This window comes from Streptomyces sp. WAC00040, from assembly GCF_056835925.1.
This window is the reverse complement of sequence record NZ_JAKQZE010000001.1, coordinates 1,133,781-1,159,672: the sequence shown is the minus strand read 5'-3', so window position 1 is coordinate 1,159,672 and position 25,892 is coordinate 1,133,781. Positions and strand designations below refer to the sequence as shown.

Below are 25,892 nucleotides of genomic sequence, written 5' to 3'. Positions count from 1 at the left end.
CCGTTCGTGGTGGTGCGGTGGTGCGGCGGTGTGCCGGTCGTACGGAATGCGGCCGATGGCCGGTGGTCGTCCGTACTCGCCGGTGACTATACACAGCATGTATACACTGAGTTTATAGTGGCTGGGGCCGACGGAACCCGAACCGGCAGCGGCCAGAAGGGACCCGCCCGGTAGCTGACGGACCGTCAGATCGGCGCTACCTTGAGATGATGGAGACCTTCCCCAAGATCATCTCGGTGGACGATCACACGGTGGAGCCCCCCGGCGTCTGGCGGGACCGGCTCCCGTCGAAGTACGCAGGCACAGGCCCCCGCATCGTCCGCGCCCCCCTGAAGGAAATGACCTTCCTGGGCGGCAGGTTCGCGCCCGTCATGGGAGCCCCCGGCGACGAGGGGCCCGTCGGCGACTGGTGGGTCTACGAGGACCTGCACCGGCCGCTCACCCGGCTCGACACCGCCGTCGGCTACGACCGCGACGAGATCAAGCTGGAGATCATCACCTATGAGCAGATGCGGCCGGGCTCCTACAGCGTCCCGGAGCGGCTCGCCGACATGGACGTCAACCACGTCCGGTCCGCTCTCTGCTTCCCCACCTTCCCGCGCTTCTGCGGCCAGACCTTCACGGAGGCCGCCGACCGCGAGCTCGGCCTGCTGTGCGTCCGGGCCTACAACGACTGGATGGTGGAGGAGTGGTGCGGCCCCGAGGCACATGGCCGGCTCGTACCGCTGACCCTGATCCCGCTGTGGGACGCGGAACTGGCCGCCGCTGAGGTCCGCCGCAACGCGGCGCGCGGCGTGCGCGCCGTCGCCTTCTCCGAGATACCCCCGCACCTCGGACTCCCTTCCGTCCACACCGACGCGTGGGACCCGTTCCTCGCGGCATGCGACGAGACCGGCACGGTCATCGCCATGCACATCGGCTCCTCCAGCCGCATGCCGTCCACCTCCGCGGACGCGCCCCCCGCCGTCGGTTCGACCATCACCTTCGCCAACTGCTGCTTCTCGATGGTCGACTGGCTGATGAGCGGCAAGTTCGAGCGCTTCCCGGGCCTGCGGGTCATGTACGCGGAGGGCCAGATCGGCTGGATCCCGTACATCCTGGAGCGCGCGGATGTCGTCTGGGAGGAGAACCGCGCCTGGGGCGGTGTCGCCGAAAAGGTCACACGGCCACCGTCCGAACTCTTCGCCGAGCACGTCTACGGCTGCTTCTTCGACGACGCGTTCGGCCTCCGGAACCTGGACGCGATCGGGGCGGGGAACGTCCTCTACGAGACGGACTACCCGCACTCCGACTCGACCTGGCCGAAGTCGAAGGAGGTCGGCGAGTCCCAGATGGGCCACCTGCCGCAGGACGTGGTGGAGAGAATCGTGGCGGGCAACGCGATCGACCTGCTGGGGCTCACCGACGACGGGCTGTGGGTGGGCCCGTAGGGCATCACCGCGGCAATCGCGTTGAGCGTCCCGCCCGCCGCGTGCTACTTCTGGCGTCATCACACGGAAGTGACAGGGGGCGGCGGGCGTGGTGCTCGGAGAACTGGTGAAGCTGCGGGCGATGGGCCCGGCGGACGCGGCGGCGCTGTGGCGGTGGAACCACGACCCGGACGTCATGCGCTGGATGGAGGACAACCACCCCTCGACCCTGGAGCACGTGGAGAAGTGGCTCGCCGACCGCCCGCGCAACACCTACGGCGACCTGCTCCTCGGGGTCGAGGTGCTGAGCGACGGCCGGCTGATCGGGCTCGTTGCCCTGCGCGACGCGGAACCGGAGACCGGCATCGCGGAACTGGACATCTATCTCGGCGAGAAGGACTACTGGGGCAAGGGCTGCGCGACCGACGCCATGCGGGCGGTGTGCCGGTACGGCTTCGACAAGATGCGCCTGCACAAGATCTCGCTCACGGTGGTCACCGAGAACCTGGCCGCGCAGCAGGTCTACAAGAAGGTCGGCTTCGTGGAGGAAGGTCGCCTTCGCCAGTCCTTCCGCCGCGACGGAAAGTGGTACGACCAGTTCACGATGGGCCTGCTGGAGGGCGAACTCCGCTGACGTCCGCGACGGGTGGGGGCAGGGCGGGCTCCGCCGGCGTCCGCGGCCTGCGGGAGGCGGGCTCCGGCGAGGCCCGTGCGCCCCGCCCGCTACCGGGCAGGCCCGGCGACCGGGCACCATCGGGGTATGACGCTCACCACCGCAGAAGCCGACAAGATCCTTGCCGACAATTTCGCGCCCTGGGTGCTCGAACTCGGCCTGTCCGTGGAAGAGACGGGCGACCTGCACGCCGTACTGCGGCTGCCCTGGTCCGACCGGCTCGCCCGGGAAGGCGGCGGGATGTCCGGGCAGGCGCTGATGGCCGCGGCCGACACGGCGACGGTGATCGCCTTGTCGTCGGCCCGGGGCGGCTTCGTCCCCATGACCACGGTCCAGCAGTCGACCAGCTTCATGCGCGCGGTTGTCGGCGCCGACGTCCTGATCGACGCCCGGATCACCAAACTGGGCAAGCGAATGGCCTTCGCCGACATCACCGTGACCGCTCAGGGTGCCCCTGAGCCCGTGGCCCGCGCCTCGACGGTGTACGCGCTGCTCGGCTGAAGCCGCTGCGCCACCCTTGCCTGATGGAGTGTCAACCCTGACGATGGCGGCAGCCGTCGTTTCTGACGGACCGTCAGTTCGAGGAGTCTCCATGGTGGCGTACGGGATGCAGCTCCCGGTCCAGTCGCAGAGCACCCTCTACGCCGAGCCCTGGGAGACCGGGGCCGGCCCGGACGACCTGGCCGCCGTCGCCGTGGCGGCCGACCGGGCCGGCTTCTCCTATGTAGCCGTCTGCGACCACGTCGCCGTCCCGCGCCGCCTCGCCGATGCCATGTCCACGGTCTGGTACGACCCGGTCGCCACGCTCTCGTTCCTCGCAGGGGTGACCGTGCGGGTGCGGCTGCTCAGCCATGTCGCGGTCGTCGGGCTGCGCCACCCACTGGCGTCGGCCAAGCAGTACGCGACCCTCGACCACCTCTCCGGCGGGCGGCTCGTCCTCGGCGTCGGGGCCGGGCACGTGCGGGAGGAGTTCGAGGCCCTGGAGGTCGACTTCGACGCCCGCGGAGCCGTCCTCGACGAGAGCGTCGACGCACTGCGCGCCGCGCTCGGTCCCGCCGAGTATCCGGAGTTCCACGGCGAACGCTTCCGCTTCAAGGACCTCGGGCAGCGGCCGCGGCCGACCCAGCCCCGTGTCCCATTGTGGATCGGCGGCTCCTCGCCGGCCGCCGTGCGACGGGCCGCCCTCAAGGGCGACGGCTGGCTGCCGCAGGGCGATCCGCGCGAGCGGTTGCCGGCGCAGATCGCCCGGATCCGGCAGCTGCGCGAGGCGGCGGGCATCGAGGAGCCCTTCGTGATCGGCGCCATCACCGAACCGCTGTACATCGGCGAACCCGGCCGGCAGGTCGGCCGCCGGACGGTCTGCGGCAAGCCGGCGGCGGTCGCGGAGTCCCTCCGGGCGTACGCCCTGATGGGCGTGGACCAGATCCAGGTGCGGTTCCGCAGCCGGAGCCGCAGCGAACTGGCCGACCAGATGGCGGCCTTCGCCGCCGACGTCGCCCCGCACCTCGACTGACCAAAGGGAGCAGGCATGGGCAAGCTGGACGGACGTGTCGTACTCGTCACCGGCGCGGCGCGCGGGCAGGGGGAGCAGGAGGCCAGACTCTTCGCCGCGGAGGGGGCGAAGGTCGTCCTCGCCGACGTCCTCGACGAGCTCGGTGAACCGCTCGCCAAGGAGGTCGGCGGTCTCTACGTCCATCTCGACGTGAGCCGCGAGGCCGACTGGACCGCGGCCGTCGCCGCCGCGAAGGAGCGCTTCGGCAAGATCGACGGACTGGTCAACAACGCGGGCATCCTGCGTTTCAACGAACTGGTCGCGACCCCGCTGGAAGAGTTCCAGCTGATCACTCAGGTCAACCAGATCGGCACCTTCCTCGGAATCCGCGGCGTCGCCCCGGAGATCGAGGCGTCCGGCGGCGGCACGATCGTGAACACGGCCTCGTACACGGCGCTGACCGGCATGGCCTGTGTGGGTGCGTACGCCGCCTCCAAGCACGCGGTCCTCGGCCTGACGAGGGTGGCCGCGCTCGAGCTCGCGGGCAAGGGCATCCGGGTCAACGCCGTGTGCCCGGGGGCCGTGGACACCCCCATGAGCAATCCCGAGGGCGCGGACCCGGAAGCGGTCGGTGACCTGTACCGCACGCTCGTGCCCCTCGGGCGGATCGGGCGGGCGGAGGAGGTCGCGAAGCTCGCCCTGTTCCTGACCGGCGAGGACTCCTCGTACATCACCGGCCAGCCGTTCGTGATCGACGGCGGATGGCTTGCGGGCGTCAGCATCCTGTGAGGCGGCACCGCCCGGCGTCGTTCGATGCCGCGGCGTCCCCCCTCTCTTGACTGCGCAGGAACCCGGTGCAACAGTCGACCCATCCAGATCTGACGATGCGTCAGAAACGTTAGGCGGTGAACCCCCTTGGAATTCGGCCTCTTTGTTCAGGGATACCTCGGCAAGCGCGCCGAGACCGACCCGCTCGCCGAGCACAAGGCTCTGATGGAGGAGACCGAGTACGTCATCCAGGCGGACAGGTCCGGGTTCAAGTACGCCTGGGCCTCCGAGCACCACTTCCTGGAGGAGTACTCGCATCTGTCGGCCAACGACGTCTTCCTCGGCTACCTGGCCCACGCGACCGAGCGCATCCACCTCGGCTCCGGCATCTTCAACCCCCTGGCCCCGGTCAATCACCCGGTCAAGGTCGCGGAGAAGGTCGCGATGCTCGACCACCTCTCGCAGGGCCGCTTCGAATTCGGCTCGGGCCGGGGCGCCGGGTCCCACGAGATCCTCGGGTTCATGCCGGGCATCACCGACATGAACCACACCAAGGAGATCTGGGAGGAGACGATCGCCGAGTTCCCCAAGATGTGGCTCCAGGACGAGTACGTGGGCTTCCAGGGCAAGCACTGGTCCCTGCCGCCCCGGAAGGTACTCCCCAAGCCGTACGGGCCCGCCCACCCGCCGATGTGGTACGCGGCCGGATCGCCGTCCTCGTACGCCATGGCCGGCAAGAAGGGCCTCGGCGTGCTGGGCTTCAGCGTCCAGAAGGTCTCCGACATGGAATGGGTCCTCGACTCGTACAAGTCGGCCGTAAAGGAGGCGAAGGCGGTCGGCGCCTTCGTCAACGACAACGTGATGGTGACGTCGACGGCGATCTGCGCGGAGACGCACGAACGCGCGGTCGAGATCGCGGTGTCCGGCGGCCTCAACTACCTCCAGTCGCTGCTGTTCCGCTACCACGACACGTTCCCGCGCCCCGAGGGCGTCCCCGAGTGGCCGGAACTGCTGCCTGAGTACACGGCGGAGATCATCGAACTGCTGATAGCGGAGGAACTGATGATCTGCGGCGACCCGGGAGAGGTGCTGCGGCAGTGCAAGCGGTGGGAGCAGGCGGGAGCGGACCAGCTGTCGTTCGGCCTGCCGATCGGGGTGTCCTACGAGGACACGATGACGACGATCCGGCTGATCGGCGAGCACGTGATCCCGCAGATCGACACGGATCCGATCCACCGGACGACACGTTTCCGGGAGTCGGCGGGGAGGTGAGGCGGGGGTGGGCGGGCGCCGCGTGCGGCGGGCCTGCTCCCCTACCCGCCCCTTCCCGAGACCGAGGCAAGCCCCGGACCCCGTACCGCGCTTCGCGCGGTGCCCTCAATCGTCGGGCGGGCTGAAGTTGCCCGGCGACTCCGGCCTCGCAGGAGTTTGAGGCGCGGGGTCCGGGGGCGGAGCCCCCAACACCGCGGGGAGCGCGGTGCCGGGTCCGGGCGGAGTCCGGTTCCGGGAAGGGGCGCGCAGCGGAACCCCGCCCCACCCCACACGCACGGGCGGCGTCTTCCCGGACCGTCGCCCGTCGCGGCCCGGTCGGGGCGGCGCGCGTGGCCGCGGCCGGCCGCCGCACACCCCGGCCGGGCCACACCACAGCACCCCACCCACTTCAACGACCCCGTACAGAAGGGGACGCCATGCTCGCCCACCTCATCCGCAACGCGACCGTCGTCGACGGCACCGGCGCCCCCGCCTACGCCGCCGACGTCGGCATCGGCGACGACGGCCGGATAGCCGTCATCACAGAGTCGGGCACCAGCACCGGCGCCCCCTCCGCGAGGACCGTCGAGGACGCCACCGGCCTCGTCCTCGCCCCCGGCTTCGTCGATCCGCACACCCACTACGACGCCCAGCTGTTCTGGGACCCGTACGCCACCCCGTCCCTCAACCACGGTGTCACCACAGTCGCCGGCGGCAACTGCGGGTTCACGCTGGCGCCACTCAATCCGGACCGCCCCGAGGACGCCGACTACACGCGGCGGATGATGTCCAAGGTCGAGGGCATGTCCCTCGTCGCCCTCGAGCAGGGCGCCCCCTGGAACTGGCACACTTTCGGCGAGTACCTGGACGCACTCGAAGGCCGCACAGCGGTCAACGCCGGCTTCATGGTGGGCCACTGCGCGCTCCGCCGGCACGTCATGGGCCCGGACGCGATCGGCGGGCAGCCGACCCCGGTGCAGCTCGAGCAGATGCTGGCCCTCCTCCACGATGCCATGGAGGCCGGTGCCTGGGGCCTGTCCACCACCCAGTCGTCGACGCACTCCGACGGTGACGGCATGCCCGTCGCCTCCCGTTACGCCCTGCCGCACGAACTGCTGGCCCTCTCCAGGGCGGTGGGGGAGCACGAGGGGACCCAGCTCGAGGCGATCGTCGCCGGCTGCCTCGACCGGTTCGGGGACGAGGAGATCGACCTTCTCGTGGAGATGAGCGCCGCCGCGGGACGTCCGCTGAACTGGAACGTCCTCACCATCGACGCCTCCGTCCCCGACCGCGTCCCCCGGCAGCTGGTCCCGTCCGAGCGGGCCCGCAAGGCCGGTGGTCGTGTCGTCGCGCTGACCATGCCGATCCTGACACCGATGAACATGTCGCTGGGGACGTTCTGCGCGCTGAACCTGATCTCCGGCTGGGGCGAGATCCTTTCCTTGCCCGTGCCGCAGCGCATCGCGAAACTGCGTGACCCGGATGTCCGGGCCGGGATGCTGCGCCGCGCGGACTCCCCGGAGGCCGGTGTCTTCCGCCGGCTGGCCCACTTCGGCCGGTACGTCATCGGGGACACGTACACACGGGAGAACGAGGGCCTCACCGGCCGCGTCGTGCGGGACATCGCCGCGGAACGCGGTCAGGACCCGTTCCAGTGCCTGGTCGAGATCTGCGCCAACGACGATCTGCGTACCGTCCTGTGGCCCATGCCCAGCGACAACGACCCTCACTCGTGGGCTCTGCGTGCGGAGACCTGGCAGCACGAGGACGTGCTGCTCGGCGGCTCGGACGCGGGCGCCCACCTGGACCGGATGTGCGGCGCCCCGTACACGACCCGCTTCCTCGGGGACTGCCTGCGGGGCCGCAAGCTCGTCGGGCTGGAGGAGGCGGTGAGGATGCTGACCGACGATCCGGCCCGTCTCTTCGGTCTGCGCGACCGCGGCCGGGTCGTCGAGGGCCACCACGCGGACCTCGTCCTGTTCGACCCGGAACGCATCGACGCCGGCCCGGCGACGCTCGTGCACGACCTCCCCGGCGAGAGCCCGCGCCTGGACGCGAAGGCCGTCGGGATCGTGTCCGTGCGGGTCAACGGCGTCGAGACGATACGGAACGACAAGGTCACCGGCGCCGTGCCGGGCAGGGTGCTCCGTTCCGGCCGTGACACGAGGACGGTGTCGACCCGGTGACGGCACCGGAGCGGGCCGGGCAGCGGCTGTTCATCGGCGGACAGTGGGTCGAGCCGGACAACGGGCACTACGAGGTGATCGACCCGGCGACGGAGGAGGTCGTCGGCCTGGCGCCCGAGGCGAGCCGTGCCCAGGTCCACGACGCGGCCGCCGCCGCACGCGAGGCCTTCACCACGTGGTCCCGTACGCGGCCCGAGGAGCGCGCCGCGGTCCTGGACCGGGCGGCCGCCCTGGTCCTGCGTGACCGCGAGGCGCACACGGAGCTCGCCCGTGCCGAGAGCGGCGCGACGACGGCCACGGCACGCGGGATGCAGGTGGCGGTGGCGGCGGCGCGGTTCGCCCGGTACGCCAAGGGTGCGCTGGAGCCGGTCGAGCGGGCCCTGCCGCCGCAGATCAGCGCGGCGGGCCCGATGGGCAAGGGGGGCGTGCTCGGCGCCGTCGCGGTGCGCCGGCCGGTCGGCGTGGTCACCTGCGTCACCTCGTACAACAATCCGTGGGCGAACCCGGCCGGCAAGGTCGCGCCGGCGCTCGCCATGGGCAACACGGTCGTGGTGAAACCCGCCCCGCAGGATCCGCTGTCCGTCTACCGGATGGCGGCGGCCCTTGAAAAGGCGGGCGCCCCGCCCGGCACGGTGAACGTCGTCACCGGTTCCGCACCGGCCGTCGGCGAGGCGGCCGTCGACTGCGAGGACGTCGACATGGTCAGTTTCACCGGCTCCACGGCGGTCGGACAGCGCATCGCCGAGGTCTGCGGCCGCGGGATGAAGCGCCAGCTGATGGAGCTGGGCGGCAAGGGCGCGGCCCTTGTCTTCGACGACGCCGACATCGGTTCCGCGGTGCGCGGGATCGGTACGACGTTCTCCTTCTACAGCGGTCAGATCTGCACGGCGCCGACGCGGGTGATCGCGCAGCGCGGTGTGTACGACCGGCTGGTGGAGGGGCTGGCCGGCCTGGCACGGGCCCTGCGCGTCGGAGACCCGCGCGATCCGGCCACGGTCGTCGGACCGGTCATCTCGGCGGCGCACCGCGAGAGGGTGGAGTCGTATGTCGGGCTGGGCAGTAAGGAGGGCGCGCGACTGGTTGCGGGCGGCGGGCGGCCCGCCTTCGAGAAGGGCTTCTACGTGGCCCCCACGCTCTTCGCCGACTGCACGAAGGACATGCGCGTCGTGCGTGAGGAGATCTTCGGCCCGGTGGTGGTTGTGATCCCGTTCGACGACGAGGAGGAGGGCGTCGCGCTCGCCGACGACGGCGAGTACGGCCTGATCGACTACGTCTGGTCCGGGGACGTGGCCCGTGCCTTCCGGGTGGCGGGCCGGCTGCGGGCGGGCGGGGTCGGGGTGAACACCGTCGGCCGGAACATGGAGGCGCCGTTCGGCGGCTTCAAGCGGAGCGGCGTGGGCCGGGATGTGGGCTCGTACGCGCTGTATGCGTACAGCGAGCTCCAGTCGGTGGTGTGGCCCGGCTGACGGCGGGCGGCGCGTGGCCCGACTCCCTTGCGGCGACCGGCCCGGCGCCGGGCCGGAAATACGCACGGGAAATTTTGAAACCGGGCAAAACGGGTGCCGCTGCGGTTCTCGCATCTCGGAAGAGTGGCGCGACTACCTTGAGATATACCACTGGTAACCCCAGAGTGACTTTTGAATGCCAGGGAACTGACTGTCTTGACCTTGGAATCGAGCGCCGTAGATCCAGGAGTATCCGGACTTCGATCATCCAGATGTGGAAACCGCAGCACTTAACGTCCTCTCCATGACACAGCTGGATGCGCGGCCACAGGCCGGAGACACGGTACGGAGCGCCCCCGACGGGGGTGTCCGCACCAAGGGCCTGGGCGGGAACTCCGTCGGCCTCATGGGTGGAGCTGTCATCGGCATCTCGACGGTTGCCCCCGTCTACTGCCTGACCTCGACACTCGGACCGACCGTCGGCGAGGTCGGTCTCCAGATGCCCGCCATCTTCCTGGCCGGCTTCCTGCCGATGCTGCTCGTCGCATTCGCCTACCGGGAACTCAACAAGGCCGTCCCCGACTGCGGCACCTCCTTCACCTGGTCGGTGAAGGCCTTCGGCCCCAAGATCGGCTGGATGTGCGGCTGGGGCCTGCTGGTGGCCACCGTCGTGGTCCTCTCCAACCTCGCCGGCGTGGCCACGTCCTTCTTCTGGCTCACCGCCGGGGAGATCACGGGCAGTGCCGACGTCGCCGCCCTCGACGGCAACAAGGCCGTCCACATCCTCACCACCCTGGGCTTCATCGCCGTCGCGACGGCCATCAGCTACCGTGGCATCACCGCGACCAAGTGGGTCCAGTACGCCCTGGTCGGCCTCCAGCTCACCGTCATCGTGATCTTCGCGTTCATGGCGATCGCCAAGTCCGACGAGGTCGCCGGCTCCCTCGACTTCTCCCTCTCCTGGATGAACCCGTTCGGCGTCGAGTCCTTCTCCGCCTTCACCGCAGGGCTCTCCCTGTCGATCTTCATCTACTGGGGCTGGGACGCCTGCCTGTCCATCAACGAGGAGAGCGTCGGCAGCGCCCGCACACCGGGCCGCTCGGCCATGCTCGCCATGGTCGTCATCGTCGCCTCGTACTTGATGGTCGCCATCGCCGTTCAGATGTACGCCGGTATCGGCGAGGAGGGCGCCGGCCTCGGCAACCCGGACACCTCCGACAACGTGTTCGCCGTGCTGGCCGACCCGATCATGGGCTCCGGTCTCGGCGTCCTGCTCTTCGTCGCGGTCCTCGCATCCGCTGCGGCCAGCCTCCAGACCACCTTCATCCCGGTCGCCCGAACCGCCCTCGCGATGAGCGCGTACGACGCCATGCCGGCGGCGTTCGCGAAGGTCCACCCCCGCTTCAGGACGCCCGGGCTGGCCACGGTCGCCGCGGGCGTCGCGACCGGCGTCTTCTACACGGTGATGAGCCTTGTCAGCGAGAACGTCCTCGTCGACACGATCTACGCGCTCGGCCTGATGATCTGCTTCTACTACTCGATCACGGCCTTCGCCTGCGTCTGGTTCTTCCGCAAGGAACTGACCCGCTCGACCGGCAATCTGCTGGTCAAGGGCATCCTCCCCGGCGTCGGCGGCCTGATGCTCACCGCCGTCTTCGGCAAGACCCTCTACGACATGTGGGACCCGGCCTACGGCTCCGGATCCTCCGTCCTCGGCATGGGCTCGGTCTTCGTCATCGGAGTCGGCCTGCTGGTCCTCGGCTTCTTCCTGATGCTCCTCATGCAGCGCCGCAGCCCGGCGTTCTTCCGCGGCGAGGTCCTCACCAAGGAGACCCCGGCGCTGGAACTGGCCGACTGAACGACCTCTGCCGGGTCTGCGGTGCGCGTCGCGCGCCGCAGGCCCGGCTTTCGGCTGTCCGGGCCGCTGATCAGCGGCACCGGCTGCAGGGCCCGGCCTTGGCGGCGGCATGGTCGGACAGCGTGGCCGGCCCTGCTGTCCGACCCGGGCCCTACAGTCAGCCGTATGACCGAGCCGCTGATCCGAGCCACCGAAGCGGGCGGGAGGTCCCTCGACGATCCGTCGGAGGTGGCCGTCCACGACCTGCTCGCCGACATGAACCTCTCGCACCGGTTCGTGATCGTCGAGCGGACCGACAGGGAGCCGGCCGGCCAGCACTTCATGCAGGTGTATCTGAACGACGATTTCAGCTACCAGGTCGAGTACCGCGAGGGCGGTGACCACCTGCACTTCGAGGCGCATGTGCCCTGGCAGGGGGACGTCATCGGACCCGAGCCGGTGGCCAAGGTCATCGGCGACTGGATGCGCGGCGGCGACACCTGGCGCACGGCGCTGCCATGGACCCCGCTCTTCCCGGCCGGCAAGGACGGGCGGTAGGCAACCGGGGGCGCGCCCTGGAGTGTCGGCGTCCCGCTCACGCCGTTGCCCGTCCTACGGTGCGGTCATGCGCGCACCTTCGGGCAGCGGCGCCGCACCGGCCACGTTCTCCGTCTGCTGTCTCTTCGCCGGCGGCAACGCCGTCGGCGTCCGCTTCAGCAACCGAGAGCTGGATCCACTGTGGGGCGCCGCCCTGCGCTTCGGGGCGGCGGCCGCGGTCCTGCTCCTCGTCATGGCCGTCATGCGGCTCGAGTGGCCACGCGGGCGGGCACTGGCCGGAGCGCTGCTGTTCGGCGTGCTCAACTTCGGCGTCACGTTCGCCCTGGCCTACTACGCGCTCGTCCGCATCCACGCCGGTCTCGGCCAGACGATCCTCGCGCTGGTGCCGCTCGCCGCCCTGCTGCTCTCCGTCGCCCAGCACCAGGAGACGTTCCGTGTGCGGGCGGCCGTGGGGACGGTGCTCGCCGTCGCGGGCGTCGCCGTGGTGTCCCGGAACCCGCTGCAGGGTTCCGTCCCACCGCTCTCGTTCCTCGCGATACTCGGCGCGGTGCTCTCCTTCGCGGAGGCGACGGTCCTGATCCACCGCCTGCCGAAGGTCCACCCGGTCACGATGAATGCGGTCGGTATGACGGGCGCCGCGGTCCTGCTCTTCGCCGGCTCACGCGCCGCCGGGGACGCGTGGATCCTCCCCGAGCGCGCGGCGACGTGGTGGGCCGTGGCCTATGTCGTCCTGGCGGGCTCGGTGGCGGTGTTCGTGCTCTACCTGATGCTGGTCAGGGCCTGGGGTCCGTCGAGAGCCGCGTACGTCTTCGTCGTCTTCCCTCTCGTCACCATCCTGCTCTCGGCGTGGCTCGACGACGAGCCCCTGACGGCGAGCCTGTTGCTGGGGGCACCGCTGATCCTGCTCGGCGTCTACGTCGGGGCCCTGCACAGGCGGTGACCGGTCCCGGTCGTCAGGCCGTGCGCTCGGCGGCGCCGCGCTCGACGCAGAGCTCGTTGCCCTCCGGGTCCGCCACCGTCCCCCGCCCCTCCCGTCGGATACGCGGTGATCGGCGACGAGCGTCGCCCCGGAGCCGGCAGCCGCTCCACCTCCTCGTCGCGGGTTCCTTCCGCCGGCACGATGTCGAGGTGACACGGTTCTTCAGGGTCTTCTCTGCGGGGACGGTGACGAACAGCGGAGAGCCGCTCTTCGACTCGACCAGCGCCCCCGGATCGCCGGGAGCGTCCTCGTCGGCGAACCTTCACGTCCAGCACCACGGCCCAGAAGTTGGCGAGACGGTGGGCGTCGGCAGAGTCGATGGTGATGTGGCGGGCATGGGGATCCGATGCCCGGCGCGTGGGCGCGGGGCCCCGGCCGCACCTTGCATTCTCGTCGGACGAGGACGGCCGATAGGGTCCGGGGGCCGGGCCGCCCGCACCGCCGGCGGCCCGGACGTCACTTCGCCCGGCGCAGGCTCAACCGCCCAGGAAAACGGGGTTGGTGAAGGCGGCGAGCGCGCCCGGCATCGGCGGCATCACGGGCGCGTGACGCACCTCGGCGCGTACGTAGGTGGCGTACCGCGCGGTCGTGCGCCACTCCACCGTCCCGGACCCGTCCGGCGGGAGCGCCGCCGAGTGCAGCACCCCCTGGTCGGTGACGAACCGGACGGTGCAGCCGGGCGCGCCCTCGACCTCCAGCCGTACCGTCACCGGATCCCGGTCGTCCACGGGGAGCCGCTCGCCGATGCCCGCGTGCCGGCCGCGCCCGCCGGCCGCGGAGAAGGCGAGCGAGACGTCCTTGGACTCCGCGACGTAACTGCGCCCGGCCCTGATCCCGTCGAGGATCGCCTCGCGGGTCAGGTCGTCGGCGAGGACGACGGTCTGCGGGGTGCCGACCTTGTCCGGATCGCGGTGCGCGTCGCTGCTGCCCATGGCGGGGGTCCAGCCCTTGCCGGTGCGGGCGGCGAGCGCGAGCGTGCTGTCCCAGTCGGCGAGCGACACCTCGTCGTCGGGCGTGTACGGCCCGTTCCAGACCTCCACCGCGTCGGCCTCCCCGAAGCCGAACTTCCAGTTGCAGCCGATGCAGGTGGCGTGCGGATGGGCGGGGACCACCAGCCCGCCGGCCCGGCGGATCTCCCGGGCGTAGCGCCCGAAGCGGTTGTCGCGGGCACGGTAGCGCCAGTCGATGAACGTGCCGGGATCGGTGCCGATCGCCACCACGTGCCCGTTGCGGGTCGTGACCTCCTCCCCGAGCAGGATCAGCAGATCGTCCCCGGCCTCCGCCGCCCAGTGGGCGTGCGCGGAGTGGGTGTTGTGCTCGGACGAGTTGATGAAGTCCAGCCCGGCGGCGCGGGCGAGGGCGGCGATCTCGGCGGGGGTGCGCCTGCCGTCCGAGTACCAGGAGTGGAGATGGCAGTCGCCGCGGTACCAGGCACGCCCGCGGCCCTTGGCCCGCTCGGGCGGGTGGACCGCCTCCGGGGCCGGGGCCGGCTCGCCGTAAGTCAGCGTGACGCTCACCTCGTACGGGAGGCCCTGCGGCGCGACCGTGTACGGGCCCAGCGCGATGTGCCAGATGCCGGGCCGGACCGGGCCGGGGATGTAGCCGGGGGTCGCCTCGTCCGCGCGGATGAAGAACTCCGTCCGGGCGCCGCCCGACCAGCCGCGGAAGCCGGCACCGCCGAGGGCGGTGCCGCGCTCGTCGAAGATGCCGATGTCGAGCGCGTTGCCCTGCGTCCCGCCGGGGACGGCCGGCTTCTCGTACACGTACGAGACGTGGATCTCCCGCACCCCGCGCGGCACTTCGACGGGCAGGTAGACGTAGTCGGGGGAGCCGGGTGGCAAGGTGCCGCGCACGACCTCGGTCCGCCGCTCACCGTCGCGCGGCGCGGCGCTCGCGAAACTCACGGTCCCCAACGTAAGGGCGGCGGCCGCTCCGGAGACGAGCAGCCCGCGCCGTGCCATCGTGTGTCCCGCGTGTTCTTCCTCGTTGCACATGCCGTCGGACTCCCCAGGGTGTCGAAAGGCTTCAGTGACGCAGCCGAACCGATGTGAACCCTGGTATTGAGCCGTTAACGGGCGGCCAAGGGAAGAGGTTCGGCCGACGACGCGGTCATGACCGGAGACGAACCGCCTCGGACGGCATACGTTGAAAGCATGCGGATCTCGACCACGATCTTCCTCACCGACGAGACGATCAGCCCGGTGCGGCTGGCCCGGGAGCTGGAGCGGCGGGGCTTCGCCGGCCTCTACGTCCCCGAGCACACCCACATTCCGGTGGAGCGGACCACGGGCTACCCCGCGGGCGGTGAGCTGCCCCGCGAGTACGGCCGCACGCTCGACCCGTTCGTGGCGCTCGCCCAGGCGGCGGCGGTGACGTCGACACTGACGCTCGGCACCGGCATCACCCTGGTCGCGCAGCACGATCCGATCGACCTGGCCAAGCAGATCGCGACCCTGGACCATGTCTCCGGCGGCCGCTTCACACTGGGCGTCGGCTTCGGCTGGAACAAGGAGGAGGCGGCGGACCATGGGGTCGAGTGGTCGACGCGCCGCGAACTCACGCTGGACCGGATGCGCCTGATGCGGGCGCTGTGGGCGCCGGAACCCACTCCGTACAAGGGCGAGTTCGCCTCCGTACGCCCCTCGTCGGCCTTCCCCAAGCCGGCCGGCGGCGCTCCCCGGATCCTGGTCGGCGGCGCGGCGGGCCCGAAGCTCTTCTCCCACATCACGCAGTACGCGGACGGCTGGCTCCCGATCGGCGGCCGGGGCCTCACGGAGACGATGCCCCGGCTGCGTGCCGCCTGGGAGTCGGCGGGCCGCGACCCGAAGACCCTCCAGGTCGTCCCGTACGCGGTCCGCCCCTCCGCGGGGAAGCTGGCGCACTACGCGGAGCTGGGCGTGGAGGAGGTCGTCCTCCAGCTCCCGCCGGCGGCAGAGCCTGAGGTCCTGCGGGCGCTGGACGAGTACGCGCAGTATCTGTAACGAGGCCGGTCGGGGCCCTGCACGCAGGGTGATCGGGGCACGTGCTGCGGTCAAGCTGCGGGCAGGTCGACTGCTGCGTGGGCGCAACCGCCGCACAGGCCCGGCTCGGGTGCGCGGAACGCGAGGTCGCAGGCGTCGCACGTCTGGAACGGGTCCGGGCGCGAGGGGCCGGGCGGAGAGGCCGGGAGCGGTGGCGGCAGCAGTTCCGTCAGCCGGTGCCGGAGCAGACCTGCCGGGTGGTGCAGCTGTCCGGCGGGCAGCGCGGCGGTCAGTGTCCGCCGTACGGCGTCGGGCGCGATGCCGCGCTCGAGCCAGGCGTCGACGGCCGGCGCAAGCCGGCCGATGTCCCGCTGGGAGAGCAGCAGCCGGGGATCGTGCCGCCGCAGATCCGCGAGGAGCGCGACGGGGACGGGACCGAACGGCCGTCTCCGGGGCGCGGTCGGCTCGGGCGGCGGAGGTCGTTCCATGGCGGGCGGGGTCGGTGGCGGCGCTTCTCGGACGGGCGGCGCTGCCCTGACCGGTGCGGTCACGGACACGGCCCGCCCCGGCACACCGGCCCGCATCGCCGGCGGGTTGTTGAACGACTCCGTGGTCGTGATCAGCTGCCCGGACGGCAGCCGCACCCGCGTACGCCGCAGATACCCGTACCGCTCCAACTCGTTGAGCGCGTCCGAGATGCGGTCCTCGCCCTCGGGGAACCGCTCGGCCAGCTTCTTGACCGAGATCCTGGTCCCGGTACGGAGCGACTGGATGTGGACCGACAGCCCGATCGCGGTCAGCGAGAGACGATCGTGCTGGGCGAGGTGGTTGCCGACCACGACGAAGCGCTCATTGTGCGGCAGGTTGATGTGCCGGATGCCGACCGCGGGAACGGGCGGCGACGCGCACAGGGGCGCGTTAAGCTGCGCTACAGCCATGGGGAAGCGTTCTCTTCCTCGTTGGTGAGGCCCTCGATCGGGATGCCAGTCCCGGCCGGGGGCCGCCGCATTTCTGCGGTCGTGTTCTGTTGTCGAGGCTGAGCTTGCACCGCGTCATGGCATATGCGCCAGTTGAGTTGGGGTGCGTCACCCGTCCGAGTGAGCGGCGGGTGAGGGTGGGGTCAGGAAGGTTCTTTCCCTGGTTCTTAAAGCTTTTGAAGCGGGCGAGTCGAGGTCCAGGAGAACCGGGACCGGGAAACCCCCGATCCGGCTCTACTGTGACAAATCGCCCCCATCCGAGGTACGTGTTCCGCCGTCGGTACGCTTCGGCCTCCTCAGGGCGTAGGAGCAGCCCCGGTGAATGCGACGAAGTCGGCCCAGGCGGAGGCGCGCACGGCGAGCCGGGGGCCGGCCGGATCCTTGGAATCACGGACGTGGACGGTGCCGCGACCGCCAGCGATCTCGACGCAGGACCCGCCCTCACCCCCGCTGTAGCTGCTCTTGAACCAGTGGAGTTGCTGCTCGATGTTCATCGCTCTCCCAGCATCTTCTCGATCAGGGCCAGGGATTCCCGCGCGTTGAGGGCCTGAGACCGAAGGATGCCATAGCGGGCGGTGATGAGCCTGACCTGCTCCGCATCAGTGATCAGCCGGGGGTACCCCTGCACCTCCGTGTACGCGACCTGCTGGCGGGTCTCGGCCGTGAGCAGGGTGAACACGCCGTCGACGTTGGGGTGTTCCTCGCGGTGCGTCGGCATGACCTGTAGTTCCACGGTCCGCATCCGTCCCACCCGGAGGAGTTGGCGCAGCTGGGCTTCATGGACCGTCCGGCCTCCGATCGGACGCTGGAGCGCCGCTTCCTCCACAATGAAGCTGCACGTGGGCGCCGGCCACCGCTCGAAGAGCTGCTGCCGTGCCATTCGGTCGACGATGCGAATCGCGATGGTCTCCTCATCGAGCAGCGGCCGACGTTGGGAGAAGATGGCCCGCGCGTAGTCCTCGGTCTGCAGAAGCCCGTGAACGACCTGATTGCTGTAGTCGTGCAGTTCTACTGCTCCGGCCTCCAGCTTGGCGTAGTTCCGGTACCACTCCGGGTGCCGGGTCCGGGCCTTCGTCTGCGCCTCCCGCACGTCCGGCACCGCTGCCCTGAGCACGCCCCGCGCGTCCAGCAAGTCGTCCGCACGCTCCAGGAAGTCGGGCTGCGGCGTCCGGACGCCGCGCTCCATCGCGGAGATCAGAGCCTCCCCGCAGTGGGTGGCCGCGCCCAACTCCTTCTGGCTCAGCCCGGCGGCCTCGCGCAGCACCTTGATCTGCTTCCCGAGCGCACGGAAGAGGTGTGTGGTTCCGTCGACCTCGGCCGGCCGATCCGGCCGCTCGTCGCGATCCGCGTCCGCCATGCCCGACCTGCCTCTCGCTCGCCGCCGTCGGGTCACTCCCGACGACCCGTACACAACGGCACGCGCACCCGCACAACTGCGCCCCGTCGACCGGCAACCCCTGGTCAGGGTAGGCAGGGGCGGACACGCTCGGGGACGTGAATACGGAAACGACCACCTGCAAGGCTGAGTTCGTCCAGCGCTTCACCCCCACCCGCCGCGGTGCTCGCCTCGCCCGCCGTCTGGCGCTGCACCAGCTCGAGGACTGGGGCTACGACTACGGCACGGAGACGTCAGAGGCGGTGGGACACATCGTCGCCGAACTGGCGGCGAACGCGGCGACACACGGGCAGGTACCGGGCCGCGACTTCGAGCTGCGCCTGCTGCTGTCGGAGCCCGGCACCCTGCGCATCGAGGTCTCCGACACCCGCTCCGAACGCCTCCCGTCCCTGCCGGAGCCGGCGGCCCCCGACGCCGAATCGGGGCGCGGCCTGCTGCTGGTCGGGGCCTTGGCGGACGCGTGGGGCGTCACGCCGCGCGACGTGGGCAAGACGGTTTGGGCGACCGTCGCCGTCCGTGACGCAGCGGGTCCGGCCACTCCCGGCTGAATCGGGCCTTCGGAAGCGGCGCCGGGCGTGCCGGCGGCCCGGACGAAGTCCGCCCCGGGCCGCGACGAGGCGGCCCGGGGCGGGTGCTGCTTCTCCTACGGGGCGGCACCGGGCGACGGTCCGTGCCCGGTGCTCCTCGTCATCCGAACTGGCCGGGCCGGTAGCTGCCGGCGGGCTGCTGGACGATCACGTTCGCGCGGTTGTAGGTGTTGATGAGGGCGATGAGACCCACCAGGGCGGCGAGTTGCTCCTCGTCGTAGTACTTGGCGGCGTTCGCCCAGGCCTCGTCCGTGACGCCACCGGCCGCGTCGGCGATGCGGGTGCCCTGCTCGGTCAGCTCCAGGGCGGCACGCTCGGCGTCGGTGAACACGGTGGCCTCACGCCAGGCCGCGACCAGATTGAGGCGGACCGAGGTCTCCCCGGCGTGCGCGGCGTCCTTGGAGTGCATGTCGGTGCAGAAGCCGCAGCCGTTGATCTGGCTGGCGCGGAGCTTCACCAGCTCCTGCGTCGCGTGGGGCAGCGTCGAGTCCGAGACGACCTTGCCCGCGGCGTTGAGGTGCTTGATGAACTGGAGGGCGACCGGGTTGGCGAAGAGGTTCAAGCGAGCGTCCATGGTGAGCTCCTGTGCCGTTGCCGATGGTTACACCTCTCCGACGGAACGACCGGGGGAGGACGTGACACGACTGGAGGTGACCCGCGTCACACCCGGCTGGAGCTGTCCCGCCTCACCGTTTCGGCCGGCCAGACATCAAATGGGACACCGGCCGTCAGGCGGACGCCGGCCGCAGTGTCGGGGCCGTCAGGCCCGTCGTAGCGTCGGTCGGGCTCGAGTACGGGTCCGTCGGCGGGGTCGGGTTGTACGCGCACTCCGCGTGCACGCCCCCGTGGAAGCGGCCGCCGTCCGCGTACCACTCGTAGACCTGGCGGCCCTCGCCGTCGCGTTCCGTGCGCAGCGTCCAGTTGTCGCCCGACGGTGTGGAGTCGAACGAGACGATGTCCCAGCCGTCGGCCCTGAGGTGGTCGCGTAGACGGCGCATGGCGGGGAGCGCCTCCGACTCGGTGACGTCGGTGAGTTGCCACTCGTGGGAGAGGGCGTAGGCGTTGTCGACGTGCTCGTCGGCCACGCTCTCGAGGCCGTCCGGGTAGCAGTAGCCGGACGACAGGGAGTTGAACTCGCCCGGCGGGAGCTGCGCGTCGAAGCCGAGGACGTCGTACGACTCCTGGGACCGGGCGCCGGCCCGGTCGGCCATGCTCTGCGGCGCGACCTTCGGATAGTCCTCGGGGGTCGCGCGCTGCACGCCGTACGTCACCAGTACGGCAAGGATCAGCAGTACGGGGATGCCGACGATCGTCGCCAGGGCGATGCCGAGCCACTTGGCGGCGGACGTGCTGGTGCGGGGCTGCGCGAGGTCTTCGATCACGGGACCGACGCTACGAGGAGGGCCGGCACGGCCGTACCCGTCAACCGACTCAAGTCGGATGAGCACGACTACTCAGCCGACCGGGCACCGTCCCCGGCCGGTTGTCCGGGACCGCTCGTATGCTCGACGCATGACCGATCACCAGGGCGGACCCCATCCGGCACGGCCGACCGAGAACGCGATGCGCCGGGCGCTCAAGCGGGCGAGGGACGGGGTCGCGCTCGATGTCGCGGAAGCCGCCGTGCTGTTGCAGGCCCGCGGCGCGGACCTGGAGGACCTTGCCGCCTCGGCCGCGAGGGTCCGGGACGCGGGGCTGGAGGCGGCCGGCCGGGCCGGGGTCATCACGTACTCGAAGAGCGTCTTCATCCCGCTCACCCGCCTGTGCCGCGACAAGTGTCACTACTGCACCTTCGTGACCGTGCCCGGCAAGCTCCGCCGCGCGGGGCACGGGATGTTCATGTCGCCGGACGAGGTGCTGGAGATCGCGCGGCGCGGCGCCGAAGCCGGCTGCAAGGAAGCGCTGATCACCCTCGGCGACAAGCCGGAGGACCGCTGGCCCGAGGCCCGCGAGTGGCTCGACGCGCACGGGTACGACGACACGATCGCGTATGTCCGGGCCATGTCCATCCGGATCCTCGAGGAGACCGGGCTGCTGCCGCACCTCAACCCCGGGGTGATGTCCTGGACAGACTTCCAGCGGCTGAAGCCCGTCGCGCCGTCGATGGGCATGATGCTGGAGACGACGGCGACCCGGCTGTGGAGCGAGCCGGGCGGGCCGCATTACGGGTCGCCCGACAAGGAGCCCGCCGTCAGGCTCCGCGTGCTGGAGGACGCAGGACGGACGAACGTCCCGTTCACCAGCGGACTGCTGATCGGAATCGGCGAGACGTACGAGGAGCGGGCCGAGTCGCTGTTCGCGCTGCGCCGCGTCTCGCGGGCGTACCACGGCATCCAGGAGCTGATCCTGCAGAACTTCCGCTCCAAGCCGGACACGGCCATGCGCGGTATGCCGGACGCCGAGCTGGACGAGCTCGTCGCGACCGTCGCGGTCGCGCGCCACATCATGGGGCCCTCCGCCTGCCTGCAGGCGCCGCCGAACCTCGTGGACGCGGAGTTCGCGCGGCTGATCCGCGCGGGGATCGACGACTGGGGCGGCGTATCGCCGCTCACCCCCGACCACGTCAATCCGGAGCGGCCCTGGCCCCGGATCGACGAGCTCGCGGAGAGGTCGGCGGCCGAGGGCTTCGAGCTGCGTGAACGGCTGTGCGTGTACCCGGAGTTCGTCCAGCGCGGCGAGCCGTGGCTCGACCCGCGGCTGCTGCCGCACGTACAGGCGCTCGCCGACCCGGAGACCGGTCTCGCGAACAGCGACGCCCTCCCCACGGGGCTGCCCTGGCAGGAGCCGGACGAGGGGTTCACCGCCACCGGGCGCACCGATCTGCACCGGACCATCGACACCGACGGCCGGACGCACGACCGGCGTGACGACTTCGACGCCGTCTACGGCGACTGGGACGCCCTGCGGGAGGCCGCCGCGCCCGGCATGGTGCCGCAGCGCCTCGACACCGACGTGATGGCCGCACTGGCCACGGCCGCCGACGACCCCACCAGGCTCACGGACGACGAGGCGCTGGCACTGTTGCACGCCGACGGCCCGGCCCTGGACGCCCTCACCCGTATCGCCGACGAGCTGCGCAGGTCGGTCGTCGGCGACGACGTCACGTACATCGTCACGCGGAACATCAACTTCACCAACGTCTGCTACACCGGCTGCCGTTTCTGCGCCTTCGCCCAGCGGCGCACCGACGCCGACGCCTACACCTTGTCGCTGAGCCAGGTCGCGGACCGGGCGCAGCAGGCGTGGGACGTCGGCGCGGTCGAGGTGTGCATGCAGGGCGGCATCCACCCCGATCTGCCCGGCACCGCGTACTTCGACATCGCGCGGGCCGTCAAGGAACGCGTCCCCGGCATGCATGTGCACGCCTTCTCGCCGATGGAGGTCGTCAACGGGGCCAGCCGCACCAACATGTCCATCCGCGAGTGGCTGACGGCGGCGAAGGAGGCGGGCCTCGACTCGATCCCCGGCACCGCCGCCGAGATCCTCGACGACGAGGTCCGCTGGGTCCTCACCAAGGGCAAGCTGCCGACCGCGACCTGGATCGAGGTCGTGAAGACGGCGCACGAGCTCGGCATCCGGTCCTCCTCCACGATGATGTACGGGCACGTGGACCAGCCGCGTCACTGGCTCGGCCACTTCCGTACCCTCGCCCGCATCCAGCAGGAGACCGGCGGCTTCACGGAGTTCGTGACGCTGCCGTTCATCCACACCAACGCGCCCGTGTACCTGGCGGGCATCGCCAGGCCCGGCCCGACCACCCGCGACAACCGCGCCGTCACGGCGATGGCCCGCCTCCTCCTGCACCCGCACATCCCCAACATCCAGACGAGCTGGGTGAAGCTGGGGGCGGAGGGCGCGGCGGAGATGCTCCGTTCGGGGGCCAACGACCTCGGCGGCACGCTGATGGAGGAGACCATCTCCCGTATGGCGGGCTCCAGTTACGGCTCGTACCGCTCCGTGCGTGACCTGACCGCCATCGCACAGGCCGCGGGGCGGCCGTCCCGGCCGCGTACGACGCTGTACGGAGAGGTCCCTGCCGAGCGCCGGCAGGTGGCGAGCGCGTCCGACGGGCACCTGCCGGAGCTGCTGCCCCTGCTGCCGGACTGACCACGGGCGGACGGCCCACCGGACCGACCATCGGCGGACCGGCCGCCGGACCGACCATCGGCGGACCGGCCGCCGGACCGACCATCGGCGGACCGGCCGCCGGACCGACCACGGGCGGACCGCCCACCGGTCGAGCCGGTCGTCGGGGGACCCGGCCCGACGTCGGGTCCGACCGCAGACGCGCCCGCGCGAGACGGGCCGTGGGCCGCGCCGGTGCCCGGCACGGCGGGGCATACGGGTCTGTACGCCGCGCCTGCCTTCGTCCCGCGACATACCGGTGCGAGCCGCGCGCGGCCCGGCCGGGACCGGTCCTCGCCCTCTGAGCACGCCGTTCCCGTTCGATTACAGTGCTGGGCCGGGCAGTGTTCGTTCGACGTCGGGGGAGGAGCGCGGTGAGCGCAGCAGCCGCAGGCGTGTGGGGCCGTGCCGAGCAGCAGGACTTCCGCGCGAGGGTGCGCGGCGCGCTGCTCGGCGGTGCCATCGGCGACGCGCTCGGCGCCGGCGTCGGCGGGCTCACCCTGGACGAGATCCGTGCCGCCCACGGGGCGGAGGGGCTGACCGACCTCACCCCCGTCAACGGTCGCCGCGGCGCGGTCACAGCCGCCACGCAGCTGACGCTCTTCACCGTCGACGGCCTGATACGGGCCCAGGTCCGCCGTGACACCGGCGCCTGGCACCCGCCCACCGACGTGCACCGCGCGTATCTGAGATGGGCCGCCACGCAACGCGACTGGGGCCCCGACGAGCGGCGCAAGGAGAACGGCTGGCTCGCCCGCGAGGAGTGGCTCTACAGCCGCCGCAACCCGCCCCGTGACACCGTCACCGGCCTCGGCGACGCGAACATGGGCACCCTCCAGACGCCCAAGAACCCGACCGCCCGTGACGCGGGCGCGCTGGTGCGTTCCGCGCCGTTCGGGCTGCTGGTCGGCTGGGAGCCGCAGTTGGTGTGCCAGCTCGCCGTCGAGTGCGCGGCGCAGACGCACGGGCATCCGACCGCGTACCTGTCCGCCGGCGCGTTCGCCGTCATCGTGCACGGGCTGGCGCGCGGCGAGACGCTGGACGGCTCGGTGCAGCGGGCGCTGGCGCAGCTGGCGTCCCGACCGGGCCATCAGCCGGTCACGGACGCGCTCAAGCATGCCCTCGGCGCCGTGCGGCAGGGCATCCCGAGCCCTGAGCGGATCGCGTCCCTCGGCGACGCCAGGCAGGCGGAGGACGCCCTCGCGATCGCCGTCTACTGCGCCCTCGTCGGCGAAGACATCCGGCACGGGCTGCGTCTCGCCGTCAATCACGACGGCCCGTCCGAAGTGACCGGTACGGTGTGCGGCGCGCTGCTGGGCGCGATGCACGGGGAGACCGCGCTGCCGCCGGCCTGGCTGTGCGAGCTGGAGGGCCGTCCGACGCTGCTGGAGCTCGCGGACGACTTCGCGATGGAGATGACCCAGGGCCCGGCACTGCACAGCCCCACGGTGACCGCGCCGGGCTGGCTCCAGCGGTATCCGCGGGCGGCGGCCGAGCTGACCTGAGCCGGTCCGCCCCGTTCCCGCAGCGACGAGGGCCCGGCCCCCCTCCTCGGGAGCCGGGCCCTCGCACGGTCGGTGCTGGTGAGGAGGCGCGCCTCAGCCGTCGGCGCCCTCGCGGCCGAGCACCTTGACGTCCGCGTCGCCGGCCGCGACCGGCGACGGGATCAGCCGGGCGGTACCGGTGCCGCCCTCGTCGTCGCCGTTGATCTTGGCGAGCACCTCGTCGCGTTCCGGGGTGTCCTCGGGCTTGATCCAGCCGATCACGATGTAGAGGACAAGCGAGACGACCAGCGGCACCGAGACCTGGTACTGCAGCGGCACACCGCCCTCGACGCTCCAGCTGATCGGATAGTTGACCAGCCAGAAGGCGAGCAGTCCGACGCCCCAGCCGAGCAGGGCGGCGGTGGGTCCGCTCTTGCGGAACCAGGGGAGCAGGCCCAGCATCAGCGGAATGGCGATCGGGCCCATGAGTCCGGCGACCCACTTGATGACGACGGTGATGATGTCGCCGAAGAACGGCGAGTTGACCTGCGTCGCGATCGCCATCGACAGGCCGAGGAAGAGCAGTGTTGCCCAGCGGGCGGCGAGCAGGCCGACGCGGGTGTCCCACTCCCGGGCCTTGCGGGACAGCGCGGGCATGATGTCGCGGGTGACGACCGCGGCGATCGCGTTGGCGTCGGAGGAGCACATGGCCATGGTGTGTGAGAAGAACCCGACGATGACCAGGCCCAGCAGACCGTGCGGCAGCAGCTGTTCGGCCATCAGCGCGTAACTGTCGGCGGGTACGTCGGTCTCGATGAGCAGCGGGGCGACCCACATGGGGAAGAACAGGACGGCCGGCCAGACGAGCCACAGCACCGCGGACAGGATGCCTGAGCGCTGTGCGGACTTCGCGGAGTCGGTGGCCATGTAGCGCTGGGCCTGGTTCCACATGCCGCCGTTGTACTCGAAGGTCTTGATGAAGAGATACGCGATCAGGAACACCATCATGTACGGGCCCGCGAGCGGCTCGGCGTGACCCTTCAGCTCTGGCTCGTCCCACACGGTCCACAGGCTGCTGAAGCCGCCGAGCTCGGCCATGACGGCGATGAGCATCGCGATACCGGCGACGAACTGGATGACGAACTGGCCCAGTTCGGTGAGGGCATCGGCCCACAGGCCGCCGACGGTGCAGTAGACGGCGGTGACCGCACCGGTGATCAGGATGCCCATGTTGAGGGAGACGCCCGTGAAGACGGAGAGGAGCGTGGCGATGGCCGCCCACTTCGCGCCGACGTCGACGATCTTCAGCAGCACGCCGGACCAGGCGAGCGCCTGCTGCGTCGGCAGGTTGTAGCGGTTCTTGAGGTATTCCAGCGGCGAGGCGACGTGCAGCCGCGATCGCACCCGGTTGAGCCGCGGCGCGAACACCTTGGCGCCGATCGCGATGCCGATCGCGATGGGGAAGGACCAGGTGACGTACGAGGTGACGCCGTAGGTGTAGGCGATGGCCGCGTAGCCGGTGAACATCACCGCGCTGTAGCCCGACATGTGGTGCGAGATTCCGGACAGCCACCACGGCATCCTGCCGCCGGCGGTGAAGAAGTCGCTGACGTTGTCCACGCGTTTGTGGGACCAGACGCCGATCGCGACCATCACGCCGAAGTAGCCGATGAGCACGGCCCAGTCGAGACTGTTCATGTCCCCTCCAGAGGGGTCCGCCTTGTGAACGAGGAGCGCGCTTCGTCTTTGCGTCCGTTGAGCGGCG

Annotated in this window: 23 protein-coding genes; 15 read left to right on the top strand and 8 right to left on the bottom strand. The window is 71.0% G+C overall.

The features are described 5' to 3' along the window. The first annotated feature begins 209 nt into the window (after positions 1–209). The 11 genes from MDN94_RS05210 to MDN94_RS05160 all read left to right on the top strand — a co-directional run bounded on the left by MDN94_RS05210 (position 210) and on the right by MDN94_RS05160 (position 12,559). Positions 210–1,430 (top strand): amidohydrolase family protein, encoded by a 1,221-nt coding sequence (locus MDN94_RS05210; protein ID WP_482724784.1) that lies wholly within the window; start codon positions 210–212, stop codon positions 1,428–1,430. Positions 1,431–1,518: 88 nt separating this feature from the next. Further along, positions 1,519–2,043, top strand: coding sequence for a GNAT family N-acetyltransferase (locus tag MDN94_RS05205; RefSeq protein WP_482724783.1), 525 nt, complete (start codon positions 1,519–1,521; stop codon positions 2,041–2,043). Between the two features lie 126 nt (positions 2,044–2,169). Further along, positions 2,170–2,583 (top strand): PaaI family thioesterase, encoded by a 414-nt coding sequence (locus MDN94_RS05200; protein ID WP_482724782.1) that lies wholly within the window; start codon positions 2,170–2,172, stop codon positions 2,581–2,583. Between the two features lie 91 nt (positions 2,584–2,674). After that, positions 2,675–3,595, top strand: coding sequence for a TIGR03619 family F420-dependent LLM class oxidoreductase (locus MDN94_RS05195; RefSeq protein WP_482724781.1), 921 nt, complete (start codon positions 2,675–2,677; stop codon positions 3,593–3,595). 15 nt (positions 3,596–3,610) lie between these two features. Continuing rightward, positions 3,611–4,363 carry an SDR family NAD(P)-dependent oxidoreductase gene (locus tag MDN94_RS05190; RefSeq protein ID WP_482724780.1) on the top strand — a complete coding sequence of 251 codons (753 nt, stop codon included), beginning with the start codon at positions 3,611–3,613 and terminating at the stop codon, positions 4,361–4,363. A 126-nt stretch (positions 4,364–4,489) separates the two neighbouring features. Further along, positions 4,490–5,614 (top strand): LLM class flavin-dependent oxidoreductase, encoded by a 1,125-nt coding sequence (locus tag MDN94_RS05185; protein WP_467661927.1) that lies wholly within the window; start codon positions 4,490–4,492, stop codon positions 5,612–5,614. A 416-nt stretch (positions 5,615–6,030) separates the two neighbouring features. After that, complete coding sequence (locus tag MDN94_RS05180; protein WP_482724779.1) at positions 6,031–7,779, top strand: N-acyl-D-amino-acid deacylase family protein; 1,749 nt, start codon at positions 6,031–6,033, stop codon at positions 7,777–7,779. Continuing rightward, positions 7,776–9,245, top strand: coding sequence for an aldehyde dehydrogenase family protein (locus tag MDN94_RS05175; protein WP_482724778.1), 1,470 nt, complete (start codon positions 7,776–7,778; stop codon positions 9,243–9,245). Before MDN94_RS05180 ends, MDN94_RS05175 begins: the two co-directional genes overlap by 4 nt. A gap of 283 nt (positions 9,246–9,528) precedes the next feature. Next, on the top strand, positions 9,529–11,082 hold the full coding sequence (locus MDN94_RS05170) for an APC family permease (RefSeq protein WP_482724777.1): 1,554 nt from the start codon (positions 9,529–9,531) through the stop codon (positions 11,080–11,082). 165 nt (positions 11,083–11,247) lie between these two features. Beyond that, positions 11,248–11,619, top strand: a complete 372-nt coding sequence (locus MDN94_RS05165; protein ID WP_482724776.1) for a hypothetical protein — start codon at positions 11,248–11,250, stop codon at positions 11,617–11,619. A gap of 67 nt (positions 11,620–11,686) precedes the next feature. After that, a complete protein-coding gene (locus MDN94_RS05160) occupies positions 11,687–12,559 on the top strand; it encodes a DMT family transporter (RefSeq protein WP_482724775.1) in 873 nt (290 codons plus the stop codon). On the opposite strand, the gene MDN94_RS05155 is transcribed toward MDN94_RS05160, so the two are convergent. Both MDN94_RS05155 and MDN94_RS05150 read right to left on the bottom strand, forming a co-directional pair. Then, entirely contained in the window at positions 12,532–12,873 is a 342-nt protein-coding gene (locus MDN94_RS05155; RefSeq protein ID WP_482727008.1) for a hypothetical protein, read from the bottom strand. The two genes, MDN94_RS05160 and MDN94_RS05155, sit on opposite strands and share 28 nt — an antisense overlap. Before the next feature lie 201 nt (positions 12,874–13,074). After that, positions 13,075–14,592, bottom strand: a complete 1,518-nt coding sequence (locus MDN94_RS05150; protein WP_482724774.1) for a CehA/McbA family metallohydrolase — start codon at positions 14,590–14,592, stop codon at positions 13,075–13,077. Positions 14,593–14,751: 159 nt separating this feature from the next. Between MDN94_RS05150 and MDN94_RS05145 the strand changes: the two genes are divergently transcribed. Further along, positions 14,752–15,579: an LLM class F420-dependent oxidoreductase gene (locus MDN94_RS05145; protein ID WP_482724773.1), complete on the top strand. Its 828-nt coding sequence runs from the start codon at positions 14,752–14,754 to the stop codon at positions 15,577–15,579. A 50-nt stretch (positions 15,580–15,629) separates the two neighbouring features. On the opposite strand, the gene MDN94_RS05140 is transcribed toward MDN94_RS05145, so the two are convergent. From MDN94_RS05140 to MDN94_RS05130, 3 genes are all read right to left on the bottom strand, one after another. Further along, positions 15,630–16,496: a helix-turn-helix domain-containing protein gene (locus MDN94_RS05140; RefSeq protein ID WP_482724772.1), complete on the bottom strand. Its 867-nt coding sequence runs from the start codon at positions 16,494–16,496 to the stop codon at positions 15,630–15,632. A gap of 335 nt (positions 16,497–16,831) precedes the next feature. Further along, the gene (locus MDN94_RS05135) at positions 16,832–17,029 is read right to left on the bottom strand and encodes a DUF397 domain-containing protein (protein WP_482724771.1); all 198 of its coding nucleotides are present in this window, start codon (positions 17,027–17,029) and stop codon (positions 16,832–16,834) included. Further along, positions 17,026–17,892, bottom strand: coding sequence for a helix-turn-helix domain-containing protein (locus tag MDN94_RS05130; RefSeq protein WP_482724770.1), 867 nt, complete (start codon positions 17,890–17,892; stop codon positions 17,026–17,028). Before MDN94_RS05130 ends, MDN94_RS05135 begins: the two co-directional genes overlap by 4 nt. A 137-nt stretch (positions 17,893–18,029) precedes the next feature. Between MDN94_RS05130 and MDN94_RS05125 the strand changes: the two genes are divergently transcribed. Beyond that, entirely contained in the window at positions 18,030–18,479 is a 450-nt protein-coding gene (locus MDN94_RS05125) for an ATP-binding protein (protein WP_005316281.1), read from the top strand. Positions 18,480–18,618: 139 nt separating this feature from the next. On the opposite strand, the gene MDN94_RS05120 is transcribed toward MDN94_RS05125, so the two are convergent. Both MDN94_RS05120 and MDN94_RS05115 read right to left on the bottom strand, forming a co-directional pair. Then, positions 18,619–19,092, bottom strand: a complete 474-nt coding sequence (locus tag MDN94_RS05120; protein WP_482724769.1) for a carboxymuconolactone decarboxylase family protein — start codon at positions 19,090–19,092, stop codon at positions 18,619–18,621. A 154-nt stretch (positions 19,093–19,246) separates the two neighbouring features. Continuing rightward, complete coding sequence (locus tag MDN94_RS05115; RefSeq protein ID WP_482724768.1) at positions 19,247–19,900, bottom strand: hypothetical protein; 654 nt, start codon at positions 19,898–19,900, stop codon at positions 19,247–19,249. 130 nt (positions 19,901–20,030) lie between these two features. Here MDN94_RS05115 and MDN94_RS05110 point away from each other — a divergent pair, with 130 nt between their 5' ends. Both MDN94_RS05110 and MDN94_RS05105 read left to right on the top strand, forming a co-directional pair. Continuing rightward, on the top strand, positions 20,031–22,625 hold the full coding sequence (locus MDN94_RS05110; protein ID WP_482724767.1) for a bifunctional FO biosynthesis protein CofGH: 2,595 nt from the start codon (positions 20,031–20,033) through the stop codon (positions 22,623–22,625). Positions 22,626–23,017: 392 nt separating this feature from the next. After that, positions 23,018–24,148 carry an ADP-ribosylglycohydrolase family protein gene (locus tag MDN94_RS05105; protein ID WP_482724766.1) on the top strand — a complete coding sequence of 377 codons (1,131 nt, stop codon included), beginning with the start codon at positions 23,018–23,020 and terminating at the stop codon, positions 24,146–24,148. A 93-nt stretch (positions 24,149–24,241) separates the two neighbouring features. Here MDN94_RS05105 and MDN94_RS05100 read toward each other — a convergent pair whose 3' ends face one another. Next, the gene (locus MDN94_RS05100; protein WP_482724765.1) at positions 24,242–25,825 is read right to left on the bottom strand and encodes a sodium:solute symporter family protein; all 1,584 of its coding nucleotides are present in this window, start codon (positions 25,823–25,825) and stop codon (positions 24,242–24,244) included. Positions 25,826–25,892: the final 67 nt, after the last annotated feature.